This is a genomic window from Paenibacillus sp. J31R98, assembly GCF_056269245.1.
Window position 1 is genome coordinate 1 of record NZ_JBWDNO010000010.1, and the last position, 16,663, is coordinate 16,663.

At 50.9% G+C, this 16,663-nt stretch carries 16 protein-coding genes and 1 other RNA gene; 1 reads left to right on the forward strand and 16 read right to left on the reverse strand.

The features are described from left to right. Nucleotides 1–306: 306 nt before the first annotated feature. From AC0YNX_RS26890 to rpoE, 16 genes are all read right to left on the reverse strand, one after another. Nucleotides 307–570, reverse strand: coding sequence for a pro-sigmaK processing inhibitor BofA family protein (locus AC0YNX_RS26890; protein ID WP_475818789.1), 264 nt, complete (start codon nt 568–570; stop codon nt 307–309). Further along, a complete protein-coding gene (locus AC0YNX_RS26895; RefSeq protein ID WP_475818790.1) occupies nt 567–845 on the reverse strand; it encodes a DUF2508 family protein in 279 nt (92 codons plus the stop codon). The genes AC0YNX_RS26890 and AC0YNX_RS26895 overlap by 4 nt, the downstream gene beginning before the upstream one ends. Before the next feature lie 165 nt (nt 846–1,010). After that, the gene (gene recR, locus AC0YNX_RS26900; RefSeq protein ID WP_475818791.1) at nt 1,011–1,610 is read right to left on the reverse strand and encodes a recombination mediator RecR; all 600 of its coding nucleotides are present in this window, start codon (nt 1,608–1,610) and stop codon (nt 1,011–1,013) included. Between the two features lie 27 nt (nt 1,611–1,637). Further along, nucleotides 1,638–1,949 (reverse strand): YbaB/EbfC family nucleoid-associated protein, encoded by a 312-nt coding sequence (locus AC0YNX_RS26905; protein ID WP_090582045.1) that lies wholly within the window; start codon nt 1,947–1,949, stop codon nt 1,638–1,640. A gap of 43 nt (nt 1,950–1,992) precedes the next feature. Further along, complete coding sequence (gene dnaX, locus AC0YNX_RS26910; RefSeq protein ID WP_475818792.1) at nt 1,993–3,792, reverse strand: DNA polymerase III subunit gamma/tau; 1,800 nt, start codon at nt 3,790–3,792, stop codon at nt 1,993–1,995. Nucleotides 3,793–3,923: 131 nt separating this feature from the next. Then, a complete protein-coding gene (locus AC0YNX_RS26915; protein WP_475818793.1) occupies nt 3,924–5,381 on the reverse strand; it encodes an ATP-binding protein in 1,458 nt (485 codons plus the stop codon). A 144-nt stretch (nt 5,382–5,525) separates the two neighbouring features. Then, nucleotides 5,526–5,790, reverse strand: an RNA gene (gene ffs / locus AC0YNX_RS26920) — signal recognition particle sRNA large type. A gap of 94 nt (nt 5,791–5,884) precedes the next feature. After that, on the reverse strand, nt 5,885–6,280 hold the full coding sequence (locus tag AC0YNX_RS26925; protein ID WP_475818794.1) for a hypothetical protein: 396 nt from the start codon (nt 6,278–6,280) through the stop codon (nt 5,885–5,887). Nucleotides 6,281–6,347: 67 nt separating this feature from the next. Continuing rightward, nucleotides 6,348–6,545: a 50S ribosomal protein L31 gene (rpmE, locus tag AC0YNX_RS26930; RefSeq protein WP_475818795.1), complete on the reverse strand. Its 198-nt coding sequence runs from the start codon at nt 6,543–6,545 to the stop codon at nt 6,348–6,350. A 137-nt stretch (nt 6,546–6,682) separates the two neighbouring features. After that, complete coding sequence (locus tag AC0YNX_RS26935) at nt 6,683–7,942, reverse strand: radical SAM family protein (protein ID WP_475818796.1); 1,260 nt, start codon at nt 7,940–7,942, stop codon at nt 6,683–6,685. 64 nt (nt 7,943–8,006) lie between these two features. Beyond that, nucleotides 8,007–9,386 carry a transcription termination factor Rho gene (gene rho, locus AC0YNX_RS26940; RefSeq protein WP_475818797.1) on the reverse strand — a complete coding sequence of 460 codons (1,380 nt, stop codon included), beginning with the start codon at nt 9,384–9,386 and terminating at the stop codon, nt 8,007–8,009. 144 nt (nt 9,387–9,530) lie between these two features. Next, nucleotides 9,531–10,778: a UDP-N-acetylglucosamine 1-carboxyvinyltransferase gene (locus tag AC0YNX_RS26945; RefSeq protein ID WP_475818798.1), complete on the reverse strand. Its 1,248-nt coding sequence runs from the start codon at nt 10,776–10,778 to the stop codon at nt 9,531–9,533. Between the two features lie 215 nt (nt 10,779–10,993). Continuing rightward, entirely contained in the window at nt 10,994–11,848 is an 855-nt protein-coding gene (fba, locus tag AC0YNX_RS26950) for a class II fructose-1,6-bisphosphate aldolase (protein ID WP_475818799.1), read from the reverse strand. Between the two features lie 210 nt (nt 11,849–12,058). Next, complete coding sequence (locus tag AC0YNX_RS26955; protein ID WP_475818800.1) at nt 12,059–12,457, reverse strand: response regulator; 399 nt, start codon at nt 12,455–12,457, stop codon at nt 12,059–12,061. A 140-nt stretch (nt 12,458–12,597) separates the two neighbouring features. Then, complete coding sequence (locus AC0YNX_RS26960; RefSeq protein ID WP_475818801.1) at nt 12,598–14,202, reverse strand: CTP synthase; 1,605 nt, start codon at nt 14,200–14,202, stop codon at nt 12,598–12,600. A 237-nt stretch (nt 14,203–14,439) separates the two neighbouring features. Beyond that, nucleotides 14,440–15,015 carry a DNA-directed RNA polymerase subunit delta gene (gene rpoE / locus AC0YNX_RS26965; protein ID WP_475818802.1) on the reverse strand — a complete coding sequence of 192 codons (576 nt, stop codon included), beginning with the start codon at nt 15,013–15,015 and terminating at the stop codon, nt 14,440–14,442. A gap of 420 nt (nt 15,016–15,435) precedes the next feature. Between rpoE and AC0YNX_RS26970 the strand changes: the two genes are divergently transcribed. After that, a complete protein-coding gene (locus tag AC0YNX_RS26970) occupies nt 15,436–16,560 on the forward strand; it encodes a S8 family peptidase (protein WP_475818803.1) in 1,125 nt (374 codons plus the stop codon). The last annotated feature ends 103 nt before the right edge of the window (nt 16,561–16,663 follow it).

A 16,663-nucleotide genomic window follows, 5' to 3' on the forward strand; every position in this document is an offset into this window, starting at 1 on the left:
TAAAAGTGATCCGAAGATCATTTATGAATTCGCTTGTTAGCTCATTCAAAAAACTAGCTTGTTTTAAGACCTTTAACAGGTCGCTCATTGTTCAGTTTTCAAGGAACAAATATTCTTGTTTCGTGCGCCGTATGTCTCAGCGGCGACTTGATTAATATATCACATTCGTTTACTTCATTGCAAGCACTTTTTTTAATTTGTTTTTGCAACTCGTAAGCGCCTCAGTGGCGCGAGAAATAATGTAACATATATGCTTCTATAAGGTCAAGGCTTATCCTTAAATTATTTACTTGAAAAATATTACATTCAAAATAACGTCATCTGTAGTCCAAGAACCAGCATAATACCCGGCAGGCCGAGTAGCACAACTGTACCAATCGTCATAGGGTTAAGTGGCACTTCCATCCCTGATATCAATCCCGAAAAGTTAAGCACATAAAGAACAAGAGCTGCCGCTATAAGATGAAGCGCAAACCGCCTTACCCATTGCAGCGGTAGCTTGTGCCGAAACATAACGACTATAAGAAGCAGCGAGGACACAATTAGACTAACCAACCATACCGTTTTCATCCGGATAAACCACCTTTCAGATTTGACCATTTTATAGGCATGCGCTTGGCCTTACGAATCAGCATCTCATAACGCTTCTCAGCTGCAGCCATTGCAAATACGGCATAATCAATCTGATCTTTGCCGAGTGCGTATTCGAAATACCGCTGTGCATTATCCCATTCCTGCTTCGCCGTCTTAATCTCCGCATACAGCTCGAGCTGCTCCTGTACCTCGGTCTTCTTCTGTTTCAACACCGCAGCCTGCTTCTTCGAACGCAGCCATAACTTCCACATGCTAAACGCCCCTCTCTCCGATCGAATAGCCATCCCAGCAAAAGGCATATAGTTGAATTTATGAGCAGACTGCGGAAATAGAACAAGCCCCTGTCGGATAAGCCCGCGTAAAAGCAAATAACCCCGCAGGAGACATCCCTCCTACGGGGTTAAAGATTAATTCCATTAGCTGAGTTCTCTGCGGCCTTCAAGCGCCTTAGAGAGCGTCACTTCATCCGCGTACTCCAAATCTCCGCCTACAGGCAGACCATGGGCTATCCGCGTCACTCGTATACCGAATGGCTTCACGAGACGAGACAGGTACATCGCTGTCGCTTCACCTTCAATATTCGGATTCGTGGCGAGGATCATCTCTTGAACGGTCTCGTCACTGAGCCGCCTTAGCAGCTCGGCAATGCGGATCTCATCCGGACCAACCCCCTCCATCGGCGAAATCGCCCCTTGAAGCACATGGTATTGGCCTTGGAATTCCTTGGTTCTCTCCATGGCAACGAGGTCACGCGACTCCTGCACGACGCAGATGATCGAATTGTCCCTGCTCTTGTCAGAACAAATTCGGCACGGGTCGGTGTCGGTAATGTTGCAGCATACGGAGCAGTAATGCAGATTTCGTTTCACGCTGACGAGCGCCTTCGCAAAATCGATGACGTCATCTTCTTTCATTTTCAAAGCATGAAATGCCAGTCTGGCTGCCGTCTTCGGACCGATGCCCGGCAAGCGGCTAAAGGCATCTATCAGTTTGGCTATCGGTTCGGGATAATACAAGGCGGAAGCTCCTCTACTAAATCACAATTAGAACAGGCCTGGAATTTTCATACCGCCTGTGAATTTACCCATATCTTTGTTTGCCAGTTCATCAGCTTTGTTCAGCGCATCGTTGATTGCAGTCAGCACAAGATCTTGCAGCATTTCGATATCGTCTGGATCCACAGCTTCTGGCTTGATCACAATGCTTTGTACGTTCTTATGACCGTTAACTTGTACAGTAACAACGCCACCGCCAGCAGAACCTTCGATAAGCTTCGTTCCAAGTTCCTCTTGCGCTTTCAGCATTTGCTCTTGCATCTTCTTCACTTGCTTCATCATTTGGTTCATGTTATTCATTGTTAGGGTCACTCCTTATGTGTAGTTAAGATATTGGTATGCATTACTTGTCTTCAATAACAACAAGATCTTCGCCGAACAGCTTCACAGCCTCTTCAACCCACTCCGGCTCCTTCGGCTGACTATCGCCATCTTCTTGCTCGAACAGCAGCTCGCCTGCCGGCGCTGGGCCTTTCTCCGCTGCGGTCTGCCATTCCTTCAGCATGACGGTTGCCAATCGAACAGGTCGACCGAACACTTCATTAAGCACCCGCTCGATGACTTCGCGGTTAGCCGGCTTCTCCGTCGTCTCCCGGTGGATGGAGTTCTTGAATGCAACCAAGATCGTGTTGTCCGCCGCTGAGACTGGATCTCCGTTCACGAACCAGGCATGGGTGGAAATATTGTTCCCTTTCACCCGCTGTAAAATGTCACTCCACTTCATCCGCACCTGACCGGTCGCCTGACTCTCGGCAGCAGCCAAGAATGGATCCAGCTTCACGCGCGCAATGATAGGCGAACCTGCGCCTCCCGCTGCGCCGCTCTTAGCACCGAAGCCAGAGTTGCGATTGCCTCGCGCACCACCGCCGGCTTGCTCGCCGGAAGCCGCGCCCTGTCCATCCGGACGGACGCCAGATTGGAGCAACTGCTCGATCTTGCGCTCCAGCGTGTCGATGCGCTGCTGTAGACGCTGTACTTCGCCGGTTGGAGCACCGCCATCACCGCCTGCAGGGGAAGCCGACTCAGAGCCAGCACCAACAGATGCTCCGCCGCCTGTATCCTGCATCGTACAAATCTTCATAAGCGCGATCTCGAATATCGTCTGCGGCAGCGCCGCGTGGCGGATCTCAAGCTGGTACTGGTTAAGCACGTCAATCATCCGGAAGAGCAGCTCGCTGCTAAAGGAGTTCGCCATCTCGCGGTACTTCTCCTGATCGACAATGCGTTCCGTTGCCACCTTGCCGCCGGGAGCAAGCTTGAGTACGAGCAAATCCCGGAAGTAGAAGATCAAGTTCTCGAGGCATTTGTCCGCACTCTTGCCCGCCTGCATGAGCCCTTCAACAAGCGGCATGACCGCTGCCGCATCCCGCTCTCTTATCGCATCAGCGAGCAGCTTGAACTGCTCTGTCGCAAGACCGCCCGTAACATCAATCGCATCGTTCAGCGTTATTCGTTCTCCGCCGTAAGCGGATACTTGCTCAAGCAGGCTGATGGCATCGCGCATCCCGCCGTCGGACAATCTAGCTATATAAGCAAGCGCATCGTCTTCCGCTTGAATGCCTTCTTCTTCGCATATCTGGCGAAGCCGCTCGGTCTGCTCCGGCATGGAAACTTGCCTGAAATCGAAACGCTGACAACGAGAGATGATTGTTGCCGGCAGCTTGTGAGGCTCTGTCGTCGCCAAGATAAAGATGACGTGAGCAGGCGGCTCTTCGAGCGTCTTCAAGAGTGCATTGAACGCCTCGGAAGTCAGCATGTGTACTTCATCAATGATGTACACTTTGTAGCGCACTTCAGACGGCGCGTAACGCACCTTGTCGCGTATATCCCGAATCTCGTCGATACCGCGATTGGATGCAGCATCAATCTCCACAACATCCATAATCGTACCGGCGGTTATACCTCGGCATGCATCGCAGACATTGCAGGGCTCAGGCGTCGGACCGCGTTCGCAGTTAATGGCTTTGGCCATTACTTTCGCCGCTGTCGTCTTACCCGTCCCTCTCGGACCATTAAATAAATAGGCATGCGAAACCCGCTGCTCGCGAATCGCATTCTGTAAAGTTTGAATAATATGCTGCTGGCCGACCATATCCTGGAACGTCTGCGGACGCCAAGCACGGTATAAAGCGATATGTGACATACGATCCGTTCCTTTCGGCTTTTGTACTCTATTATACACGATGCAGACAGCCTAGCAAAACCGCTTCATCACCCAAAAAGAGACGAAATCAAGTTAAGCGCATAGGAACGGGCGGACAAGGAAAGCGTTCTCTAACAAGGAAGCATGACCGTGAACAGCGCACCTTGCTCCCTTGTTGCCGCAGAGATGGTACCTCCGAAGTCATGCAAGATCCGTTGGCAGACTGATAGACCGAGCCCGGTACCATTCTGCTTCGTCGTCACGAAAGGATCAAAGATCTTATTAGCCAGGTGAGCCGGTATCCCCGGCCCTGTATCTTCAATCTCAATGACAAGCCGCGACGACTTGCCCGATTGGAGTACAGATCCCCGCACGGTCAGCGTCCCGCCTTCGGTCATCGCCTCAATCCCGTTCTTGCACAAGTTTAAAAAGACCTGCTTCAGCATCTCGCCGTCTGCAAGAACACGCGGCAGTTCCATCTGATCGTCCCAGTTCACCGTTACGTTATGCAGCAGTGCTTCACTTGAGACAACCGGCATAATATCTCGCAGCACGCTTTCGATGCCGATCCAGCTGGTTGTCATTTGCTTCGGCTTGCTGAGCAATAGAAACTCACCGACGAGATGGTTAATTCGATCAAGCTCGCCAAGCATGATATCCGTGTATTCTTTTTCTTTGTTCATATTGTGTTCGATCATTGTTTTGCGGAACATCTGCAGGAAGCCGCGAATGGCCGTAAGCGGATTGCGGATCTCATGCGCGGCGCCCGCTGCAATCTGTCCGATCATCGCCAGACGGTCGCTTCGCTGCACCTGCGTCTCGAGCGAGCGTAGATTCGTCACGTCTTTGAAAATAATATAAGCGCCTTCCCTGGCGAAGATTGCACTGTGCAGCAGGCCGACATCCATCAGCAGCTCGCTTTGTTTATCTTCGTATCGCCAGGTCAGCGGATAGTTCCGAACGGTCTCGCCGCTCGCGAGGGCTTCGCATATGATCGCATACTCCTTCTCCGCTTCGGCGAAGAAGGATGACAGCTCCACATTCACGACAGCCGATTGCTCGACACCGAGCAGTTGGCAGGCGAGCGGACTAATATCTAATATTTTTAACGATTCGGGATGCAGGAGAATGACGCCGATATGCTCATCACGCAGCATCGTCTCTCCAAAGCGTTCTATGAGATTGCCGGAGCGCATACCGCTTTGGCTGTACAGAAAAAACAGACATCTGATGCCTTGCTCCGTCTGGACAATGATTGGAGCGGTAGTCGCAGAGATCCGGTTGCTCTCAGCTGCAATCAGCTGCAGAGGAATTCCCTCATTCACCGGACGCTGCAGCCGACTCGCAATGGTCTCGAACAACACAGCCGGGTCCGTCCATTGTCCTGTTCCGTCCGTGATTACGCTTAGCGGCTGCTCCAGCAAATCCGCCTCGGCATAACCCGTTTCTTTTAGAAAGCGAGTATTTACATGGACGATCTTAAGGGATTCGTCCAGCATGACAATCATCGTATCTGCGAATTGGCCGCAATAGCTTTCAAGAGCCTGAAGGCTGAGACGTACAATGGATGCTGAAGGAATATCGGGCATGCTCTTGTCTCCTTTACGTAGATCCGGGTCCGATTCTATTCCATTTCGGCTACGAAAGTAGATAATCCTGCCAGAACAGAAAAAAACATCCTATTCATGGTTCTTATCGAACCACAAAAGGATGTTAGCTTCATTCATAGGTGACCGTGCACCTACCTCTGATAAATGCGACATGAGCGGCACTTCCACTCCCAGCTCAGGCCAAGCACTCCTCCGGCACATGGGCGGACCCGCTTATGGCTGCTTCCTTCCGGACCTGACCCGTTCACAGGCGTCCATTGCGGAGGACCCAGCCGTCAACACTGTTCATGAACTCCAGCCCCACATCGACACAACCTCGGGTAGGGATTCAACCTCGCTACAGCGGATTGCGAGCTACAGGGCACCGCTACCTCCCCATCTAGCACGGCAAAAGTAAGTATAGCTTGTTCTACCGCAAAGTGCAAGCGCCGATTCGCTGGTTCAATGCCAAGACTATGGAGCTGTATTGAGCTGCGTTAGGCTCAGGTGACCTTCACTTTGACGTTATAGCGAGGCATGTTCTTCTTCAGCACGGCAGTTGCTTCCCGTTTCAACCGCGCCTTGTTCACTCCTGGCTTAGGTGTAATGGTCACATCCATATCGGGCGTGCGGAACATAATGTTAACCCGCTTAATTCCGCTAACTTGCTGCAGCAGCTGGCGCTGCGCAAAATTCCCATCATCATTCTGGTTGAGAAAGTTGCCGTTGCGATTAGGCAAGTGTGGGTTGCTGTTGGACAACCCTAAGTAGCCGTCGTGTCCGTACGAGTTCGCATTATAATGATTCGTGGCATCTTTATTGCCGCCGCACGCTGTTAGAGAGATGGCCGTCATGACCGTGACCGTTATTACACCTAATATAAGCCGTTTGCTTCGCATAAAAAAACCTCCCTTAACCAATAGGATGGCTGAGGGAGGTTCTTGTATTCTGCTAATTTTCGGCAGATTAAATACCGTATTTCTTCTTGAATTTGTCGACGCGACCGCCAGCATCCAGGAACTTCTGCTTACCCGTGAAGTGCGGGTGGCAGTTGGAGCAAATCTCAACGCGCAGGTTCTGTTTAATCGAACCAGACTCGAAGCTATTGCCACAAGCGCAAGTTACTGTTGTGATGTGGTATGTCGGATGAATACCTTGTTTCATCTCGTTCACCTCTTTCCGCCCTGGATCAACATGCGGACCCAGAGTAATTACACACTAGGAGAGTATAGCATGGTCACTCTCGATAAAGCAATGCTTTTGTAGGCTGCCAAGCTGGAAAGTTCAGTATGCGAACAACCTTACAGCGGCTGCTTTAGAGGTGCAGGCGGCACATGCGTATAAGAGCCAATCACGACATCCGGAACTTCGTCAGCGAAAATCTCCAGCATTTGCTTCATGCCATAAATATCGCCTTGCGGCTTCGGAATAAGGTCCAAATAACTCTCCGGATCAATATTCAGGTTGCGCATCTGGATAAGCTTCAGCCCTGTCCGCTTAACGAAGCCAAGCATCGCCTCGATCTCTTCTTCACGGTCAGTGACGCCTGGGAAGATCAGATAGTTGATCGACGTGTAGACGCCTTTGTCCGCCGCGTAGCGGAGCGACTTCTCCACATTCGCAAGCGTGTAGCCGCGAGGCTTGTAATACGCATTGTAATGATCGTCCAGTGCGCTGATCGTACTTACGCGCATGAGATCAAGTCCCGCATCCACGATGCCGCGGATATGATCCGTCAGGCCCGCATTCGTGTTGATGTTGATGTAACCAAGATTCGTCCGTCTCCGTACTTCGCGCATCGCATCAATGATGATCTTCGCTTGCGTCGAAGGCTCGCCTTCACAGCCTTGGCCGAAGCTGATGATCGAATCCGGCGTCACGAGATGCTCCATCATGACGTCAACGATCTCATCTACAGTCGGCTTGAAGTTCATCCGAGTCTGCGGTGCAGGGAAGCCGCTGTCATCCGGCTGTTCCGAGATGCAGCCATAGCAGCCTGCGTTGCAAGAGAACGATACCGGAACTGCGCCTTCCCAGCGTTGAAGGAACGTGTTGGACGCGGTCAGGCATTCATAGCCTAGCGCACAGTTGGACAGATGCTTGTACAACCGGTTCTCCGGGTACTTCGCAAGCAGCCTCTCTACGCCAACGTTCAGCTCCTTCGGATCGCAGTTCATCGGGTTCCAGCGTTCCGGATCATCGCATTTCTGCGCTGCCACGTAGAATCCGTCTTCCTTCCACACAACGGCAGAGTAACCGAATAGCGGCAGCTTCTGCGTCTTATCCGTCTTCATATAGCCCGGAATGCACAAACGGGTATAACCTTGCGGAAGCAACGCGCCAACCGCCTGCACATTGCCCGGCATCGGACGCATCTCGCCGCTTTCGTTATGAATACCGATTGGGCGGGTATGCGGCAGACCAACCATCGTTGCCCCATCCGGCAGCGGAATGAGCTCATCTTCCATCAGCTCAACAACCATATCGCCGCTGCGGCCAAGCCCTGTCCAATCAGGATGATCGAACAAATTGCCATGTTCATCTGCGTAAACGAGATTCATGATGTAACTAACCTCCTAAACATTTTGCACCGGGCAAAATGTCACTTCATAAGCAATTCAAAATCTATGTCACAGTCGTCGAGCGTGTCGCCGGTCTTCTCGGCGCAGCCGAGCCATTGCCACCGGAACTGCTGCTGCTTGTCCGGGCGCCTCCGCTTGTGCTCGGTCTGCTTCTTGGCGCAGATGCAGGCGCTACCGCGGATGTATCAAGCGACATCAAAAACTCTTCGTTCGTCTTCGTCTCACCAAGCTTCTTCAAGAAGCCGTCTACAAACTCCATCGAGTCATTCATGCTCTTACGGATTGCCCATACTTTATCAAGCTGTTCCTTCGACATGAGCATCTCTTCGCGGCGTGTGCCGGAACGGCGAATATCGAGCGCCGGGAAAATACGGCGTTCCGCGAGCTTCCGGTCAAGGTGAAGCTCCATATTGCCTGTACCTTTAAATTCTTCATAAATAATATCATCCATACGCGAGCCTGTCTCGACAAGTGCTGTTGCCAGAATCGTCAAGCTACCGCCTTCTTCGACGTTACGAGCCGAACCAAAGAACCGTTTCGGACGATGAAACGCAGCAGGGTCAATACCACCGCTAAGCGTACGGCCTGACGCCGGCACAACAAGGTTGTATGCGCGAGCAAGTCGCGTAATGCTATCGAGCAGAATAACGACGTCCTTCTTAGCCTCTACAAGACGCAACGCACGTTCCAGCACCAGCTCGGCAACTTTAATATGATTCTCCGGAAGCTCGTCGAATGTCGAAGCGACGACCTCGCCTTTCACGGAACGGGACATATCAGTTACTTCCTCGGGCCGTTCATCAATGAGTAGGACGAACAATTCGATTTCGGGATGATTAGTGGAAATGCTGTTCGCAATTTCTTTCAGAAGCAATGTTTTACCAGCCTTAGGCGGCGCTACAATGAGACCGCGCTGGCCAAGTCCGACCGGCGCAAGCAAATCCATAATTCGTGTAGAGATCTTGGGAGTAGCGGTTTCGAGCACCAATTTCTTCTCGGGATAGAGTGGAGTAAGAGCTGGAAAATGAAGACGTTCTGCAGCGTGTTCGGGGCTTTCTCCATTAACGGCATTTACTTGAAGCAATCCAAAAAATCGTTCATTTTCTTTAGGGGCACGGCATTTACCAGAAACTAAATCACCTGTACGGAGGTCAAATTTGCGGATTTGCGAAGCGGAAATATAAATATCCTCTGGACTTGGCAAATAGTTGATCGGTCGCAAAAAACCGAAGCCTTCGGGTAAAATTTCGAGTACGCCTTGCATAAACATAAGTCCGCTCTGCTCAGCTTGCGCACGCAGAATCGCAAAAATCAGTTCTCGCTTCTTCAATTGGCCATAGCCCTGAATCTGGTGCTGTTTGGCCAGCTTATACAGCTCTGTGAGCTTCATCACTTCAAGATCTGTGATCTGAAGTTCTGACATATTATCACCATCTTTTTCAATGTTCCAAGCAAAAACGGCTATGCCGTCCTTGTACTGGCAAAACAGTTAAAAAAAGTCCAAGCCTCAACCATCATTGCCGGAATCGGCCTTCTCTATTCCAAAGGCCGACCCGAAATGTACTGACTATTCACGCCAAACATCTGCTCCAAGCATGCGTAAATTCTCAACGAGGTTGTCGTAACCGCGGTCAATATATTCGACGCCTGTAATCTCAGTCACGCCGTCCTCAACAGTCAGTGCTGCAACAACAAGTGCTGCGCCTGCACGCAAATCCGCTGCGCGTACTTTAGCTGCATTGAGCTTGCCTCCGTCGACAATCGCCGAACGACCTTCCACACGAATGTTAGCACCCATCCGTGTCAGCTCCGGCACATGCTTGAATCGGTTGCTATATACATAGTCGCTCAAAATGCTTACGCCTGTCGCTTGAGTCAGCAAGCTAGTCATTGGGGATTGCAAATCCGTGGCAAATCCGGGGTATACAAGCGCCTTCACATCAATCGCTTCATAGCGCGGCTGACCCACAATACGAATGGACTCATCCATCTCATACACATGAACGCCCATCTCTTGAAGCTTCGCTGTGACAGCTTCCATATGCTTCGGAATAACGTTATCAATTAAGACATCGCCGCGGGTTGCCGCAGCAGCAATCATGTACGTTCCTGCTTGAATACGATCGGGAATAATAGAATGTCGGCAGCCGTGCATCCGCTCGACGCCTTCAATTCGAATGGTTTCGGTACCGGCACCTTTAATCTTAGCGCCCATGGAATTAAGAAGTGTAGCTACATCTATGATTTCAGGCTCTTTTGCCGCATTTTCAATAATGGTGGAGCCTTTGGCCCGGGAGGCCGCAAGCATAATATTAATTGTCGCCCCAACACTGGCGACGTCTAAGTAGATTTTTGCCCCGCGCAGCTCTTTCGCCACAATCCTTACAGAGCCGTGGTCATTCGTCACTTGCGCGCCAAGCGCTTCAAAGCCTTTAATATGCTGATCAATCGGACGGGGCTCGAAATTGCAGCCGCCTGGGAGGCCGATTGTCGCTTCGCCGAAACGGCCAAGCAATGCACCCATCAAATAATACGAGGCACGCAGCAGCTTCACTTTGCCGTTAGGCATCGGAATGGATTGCATCGCAGCGGGATTAATAACAATTGAATCGCCGCTCCAATGTACCGTACCGCCAAGATCCTCCAAAATCTCACTGTAAACCGCAACATCGCTCAAATGCGGAAGATTATCGAGCGTTACCGTTGATTCTGCCAATATTGCAGCCGGAAGCAGCGCTACAGCACTATTCTTCGCACCGCTAATCTGTACGGTGCCGCGCAACGGTTGCCCGCCGCGGATCATCAGTTTTTCCATCTGTATTCCATATCCTCCTATCCGAGAAGAGAACAGAAGAATCATAAACGGCCGCGTAAGAAAGCGAGTTGCCCTTAGTGTCCATCGATCCCACTAAATGCCATAAAGCAAGCGCCCCATCTCTCAACAACTTCTTGAAGGACGAAAGCGCCTGCTTCTAATCGGCCCGCGCTCATGACGCGGCTGTTTGTTTGATTCTTAGTTTGCTCCGGAAGTTACGCTTGATTGCTGCTGCCGAACAAACGGATTTTTTCTTGAACGACTGCTTTCATAGCAGAACGAGCTGGCACTAGGTATTTACGAGGATCGTAAACCGAAGAGTTTCCGCTCAAAACTTCGCGGATTGCGTTCGTGCAAGCCACTTGGTTCTCTGTATTTACGTTGATTTTGCCTACGCCAGCTGCGATGGACAGGCGAATTGCTTCGTCAGGCACACCGGAACCGCCGTGCAATACAACTGGAACTGGAATTGCATCGGATACTTTTTGAATGATATCGTAGTGGATCTTTGGCTCGCCTTTGTACATACCGTGAGCAGTACCTACTGCAATTGCCAAGCAATCAACGCCTGTTTCTTCGTAGAAACGGATCGCTTCTTCTGGCTTAGCAAGGGATGCGTGCTCTTCGTCAACGCTGATGTCATCCTCAACGCCGCCGATTGTACCAAGCTCGCCCTCTACGGAAACGCCCATAGCGCGCGCTGCTTTAACAACTTGCTTCGTCAGCTCGATGTTCTCTTCAAGTCCATAGTGGGAACCGTCGAACATAACGGAGGAGAAACCTGCACGGATACATTTCATAGCAACTTCGAAGCTGCTGCCGTGGTCAAGGTGAAGAGCGATTGGCAAACCGGATTTCTTAGCTGCTGCTTCAGCAATCGCAACTGTGTACTCGATCCCCATGTATTTCAGGGCGCCTTCGGATACACCGAAGATAAACGGAGCGTTCTCTTCCATAGCGGCTTCAGTGATCGCTTGCGCGAACTCCAAGTTGTTCATATTGAACTGGCCTACCGCGAATTTGTTAGCTTTTGCTTTTGGCAAAAATTCAGTCATTGAAACGAGTGGCATGGTTCTCTACTCCTCCTAAATTGTTATGAAGCATGGAGCCTCATAAGGTTGTCTTTGATCTAAAAATCACGCATCTGATACGCACCAAACCAGTATACCACAATCATGTTTCGTTTGGTACAAGCGCCTGAAAAACACCTTGCTCCCTTACATGCCCATCTGACCCCTCCATAAACCGCTCGGAGCACAAAAAAAAGTGGGATCCACTAGTTAGGATCCCACTGCGTACCAGCCGCTTGCGTCTCCGCCGCGCAACTGAAGATTAACCGCCATTCGCATCTCATCAATGTCAAACGGCTTCGTAAAATGCATCAGCGCACCGTGATCGGTCGCTTCCTTAATCATGTCAAGCTCACCATAGGCCGTCATCATAATGACCTTGATATCCTTGTTAATCGCTTTGACATGCTTCAATATCTCCAGTCCGTCCATACCTGGAATCTTCATATCCAATAAAACCAGATCGGGACTCTCGCTCTTTACGATTTCGAGCGCCAGCTTGCCGTTCGGGGCTTGGAAGGTGGTATACCCTTCGCTGCTGAACACTTCCATCAATAGAATACGAATGCCATTCTGATCATCGACAATCAAGACTTTCTTGTTTTCCAACTTGAAACCCTCCCAGGAATGTACGACAATCACTCGCCTAGATTGGATTAGAATTCCATAACCCTCGCTACTGTTTCGCGTCCGAGTATCCATATTCCTGCTTGCGTTGGAAAAATTCTTAAAAATATTGTCTGAGCGACTTAGCCCTCTGCTTGCTCCAGTGCTGCGCGAACGAATCCGCGGAACAGCGGCTGCGGTCTGTTCGGACGCGATGTGAATTCCGGATGGAATTGTACCGCAAGGAACCAAGGGTGCTCTGGAAGCTCGACCATCTCAACGAGGTGTCCATCCGGGGATGTGCCCGTAATCTTCAGCCCTGCGGATTCAATGGTTTCACGGTATTCATTGTTGAACTCATACCGGTGACGGTGACGCTCATACACAAGCTCGTCGTTGTACATGCGTTCAGCAAGCGAGCCTGGCTTCAGCTTACAAGGGTACAGGCCAAGGCGCATCGTGCCGCCCATGTCCTCAATATCCTTCTGATCCGGCAGCAAGTCGATAACCGGATACGGAGTAAGCGGGTTAATCTCCGAGCTGTTCGCATCTTTAAGTTCTGTTACATGGCGAGCATATTCAATAACCGCAACTTGCATACCAAGGCAAATACCGAAGAACGGAACCTTGTTCTCGCGAGCATAGCGAATCGCTTGTACTTTACCTTCGATACCGCGATCGCCGAAGCCGCCAGGTACAAGAACGCCGTTAACGCCTTGCAGTATATCGGCAACGTTATCTGCTGTCAATTCTTCTGCATTTACCCAGCGAAGCTTCACATCAGCGTCGGCATCAAAGCCCGCGTGGCTAAGGGATTCAACGATACTGAGGTAAGCATCGTGCAGGGCAACGTATTTACCAACGATGGCGATCTCTGTCGTGCGGCTCAGCTTCTGCACGCGGCGAACGAGATCTTCCCACTCCGACATATCCGGAGGTCCAACCGTCAGCTTCAAATGATTGACGACGATTTCGTCCAAGCCTTGCTCACGCAGGTTCAGAGGTACTTCATACAATGTCGATGCATCGCGGCATTCAACAACTGCGCTTGGATCGATATCGCAGAACAGCGCCATCTTGCGCTTCAGATCATCAGCCAGCTCGTACTCCGTGCGGCATACGATGACGTTCGGCTGGATGCCGATGCTTCTTAGTTCTTTTACACTATGTTGCGTCGGCTTCGTCTTCACTTCGCCGGCCGCTTTGATATAAGGAATGAGCGTGACATGAATGTACATCACATTGTCACGGCCGATATCGCTCTTAATTTGGCGAATCGCCTCGAGGAAAGGAAGGCTCTCAATGTCGCCGACAGTTCCGCCGATTTCCGTAATGACAACATCTGCACCTGATTCTTTGCCTGCGCGGAATACGCGGTCCTTAATTTCATTCGTAATGTGGGGGATAACTTGAACCGTGCCGCCCAAGTACTCGCCGCGGCGCTCCTTGGAAATAACGGTCGAATAGATCTTACCTGTCGTTACGTTGCTATTCTTCGACAGATTGATGTCGATGAAACGTTCGTAGTGGCCAAGGTCAAGGTCCGTCTCAGCGCCATCGTCCGTAACGAATACTTCGCCGTGCTGATACGGGCTCATTGTTCCCGGGTCAACGTTAATATACGGATCGAATTTCTGGATCGTTACTTTCAATCCGCGATTCTTGAGCAAACGCCCGAGCGAGGCTGCCGTAATACCTTTACCGAGCGACGATACAACACCGCCTGTTACAAAAATGTACTTAGTCACTGATGATACCCTCCACAGAATGTATGGTTAAAGAATAGTTTCCCCCATTTTCGCAAGAAAAATGGTTAAAAAAAAGAAAAAAGTGACACCCGTATAAACGGGGCACTTTCTGAATTTGTCTATTGCATGACGGCAAAACCGTTTTGCTCGCATGTCCGTACTTGAAGCCCAAACAATAGTTTACTCGGACGGTATCCCCATGTCAAGCGGACAAAAGGGATACCGTCACAAGCGATTTTATTTGTCGTCTTCTTCGTCTTCGTCTTCGAAGTCTTCCTCAGCATCTTCTTCGTCGTCGCCGTCTACTTCGCCAACGCCTTCGACTTCAATGCCCTCTTCTTCGATCTCTTCATCGTCGATAGCCACTTCTTCATCGACTTCAGCATCTTCCTCTGCTTCATCGAAGAGCTCTTGATCCTCATCGTACGAATCGAAATCGTCTTCCTCGGCTGCGTAAGTATCCTCTTCCTCGTCGGCGTACAGATCCTCGTCTTCCTCGTCGTTGATAATACGCGAACGCTTCGCATTGCCAACTGGATCTTCATTGCGCTCAACCGGATACCAGCGCTTCAATCCCCACATGTTGCTGCCGACGCACGCGAAACGTCCGTCGATATTAATTTCTGTATATACTTGCGCAATAACATCGTTGATTTGATCTTGGGACAGGCCCCGAATTTTTGCAATTTCCATCATTAGATCGCGATAGTAGAACGGCGTGTTCGCCGCTTTCAGCAATTCAAATGCCAAGTCGACCATCGGCATTTCTTTGACGCGCTCTGGATCGATCTTCAAGACAATCTCGCTGCTCATTTCGGACACTTCCTCTCATGTACAACTGCCGGGACTGGCAAATCAATCTTTCACACAAAATCCAAGCAATCCATTATCAACCTATAGTAAAACCTATTTCTTTGGAAAAAGCAAGCTCCCCCATAGATGCAGATGCCCAAAAGAAAAAGCGAAGGAGAACCCCTCGCTTTGACTGTATCCTTCCGGATAAAGCGCTGCCGCCTATTCCGGTAATAAGAGCCCGTTAATGACTCTTGATCTATGATATGTGCCCGTACGGCGAATGACACGGTTTGCAGCCTAATTATGCGAAAAAAGGCAAGTTGCTTATACAGCTTGTTACGCTCGTTCATACAATACTGCAGCAAACATTGTAACTGGTAGTTGGAGCTTACGTGCGACTCCGTTAGCAACAAAGTCGCCGGGGAGGGGAAGCCTAATTTGGACAAAACGACAATTCTCCGCCTGTTACACAGCGCGTTATCTGTTGGAGCCGCTAACGTTAAGCGGCGGATCGTCCGTTTCCGGCAGCTTGCCGATTACGAGCAGTTCCACAGCGAGTGGTCGAAAATCGACAGCAACAAGAAGCTGATCCGCCATCTCCCTTCCATTCATGGCTTCTCCCTGCCCATCGCTCAAGATCTGCTCTCTTCCGCCTCCTGCGCCGACATCCGGGTCGAGAACGACCCTCTTCTAACCGTTCATTCTACCGCATTCAAATCCGTATCCCGTGAAAAGGGAATCCCATGGGGCGTGCAGGAGATTAAAGCTCCGCTCGCCTGGAGCATGACGACTGGACACCGCGTTAAAATCGGCGTTATTGATACCGGCGTTGACTTCAGCCATCCCGACTTGAAGCATTCGCTCGGCAGGGGCATCAATCTGCTCAGCCGCGGTACGCTGCCGCATGACGATAACGGACACGGGACCCACATCGCCGGGACGATCGCCGCCGCGAACCAGCTGCACGGCATGATCGGCGTAGCCCCCCGCGCCACTGTCTATCCGGTGAAGGCATTCGATCAGAACGGGAGCGCCTTCGTCTCTGACATTGTACTCGGCATTGATTGGTGCGTGCGCAACAAGATGGATATCGTCAACATGAGCTTCGGCATGAAAACAAGGAGCAAGTCGCTGCTGACTGCCGTTACGAATGCGTATAACGCAGGCGTTATTATTGTTGCCTCTTCCGGCAATGACGGCAAACGCAAGGCAATCGACTACCCAGCCCGTTATCCGCAGACCATTGCCGTCGGCGCGACGAACAGGCTGCGCCGTATTGCGCCGTTCAGCAATCGCGGCACTTATATTGATGTGTATGCGCCAGGCGACAAAATTCTGTCCTCTTGGCTGCGCGGCAAATATCACGAAATGAGCGGCACTTCGATGGCGACCTCGCATGTCAGCGGTGCCATTGCCTTATTACTTGCTCATCGGCCAGGACTGTCACCGGCCGAAATTAAAACGGTCGTGAAACGATCGATGCTGCCTCTAAGAGGCACAAAAGCCCCCCGGATTGCCGGGGAGCTTGATGTGATGCGTATGCTGCAGACCGGGGACAAATGAACAGCGTCCGCGGTTTGTTTTATTTGTGCTGGCGCAATCGCGGTGACACGAAGCGGCACGAAGCGCGAGGTGCGCGAAGGCCGAGGGCGCGTGGCGTTTAAGC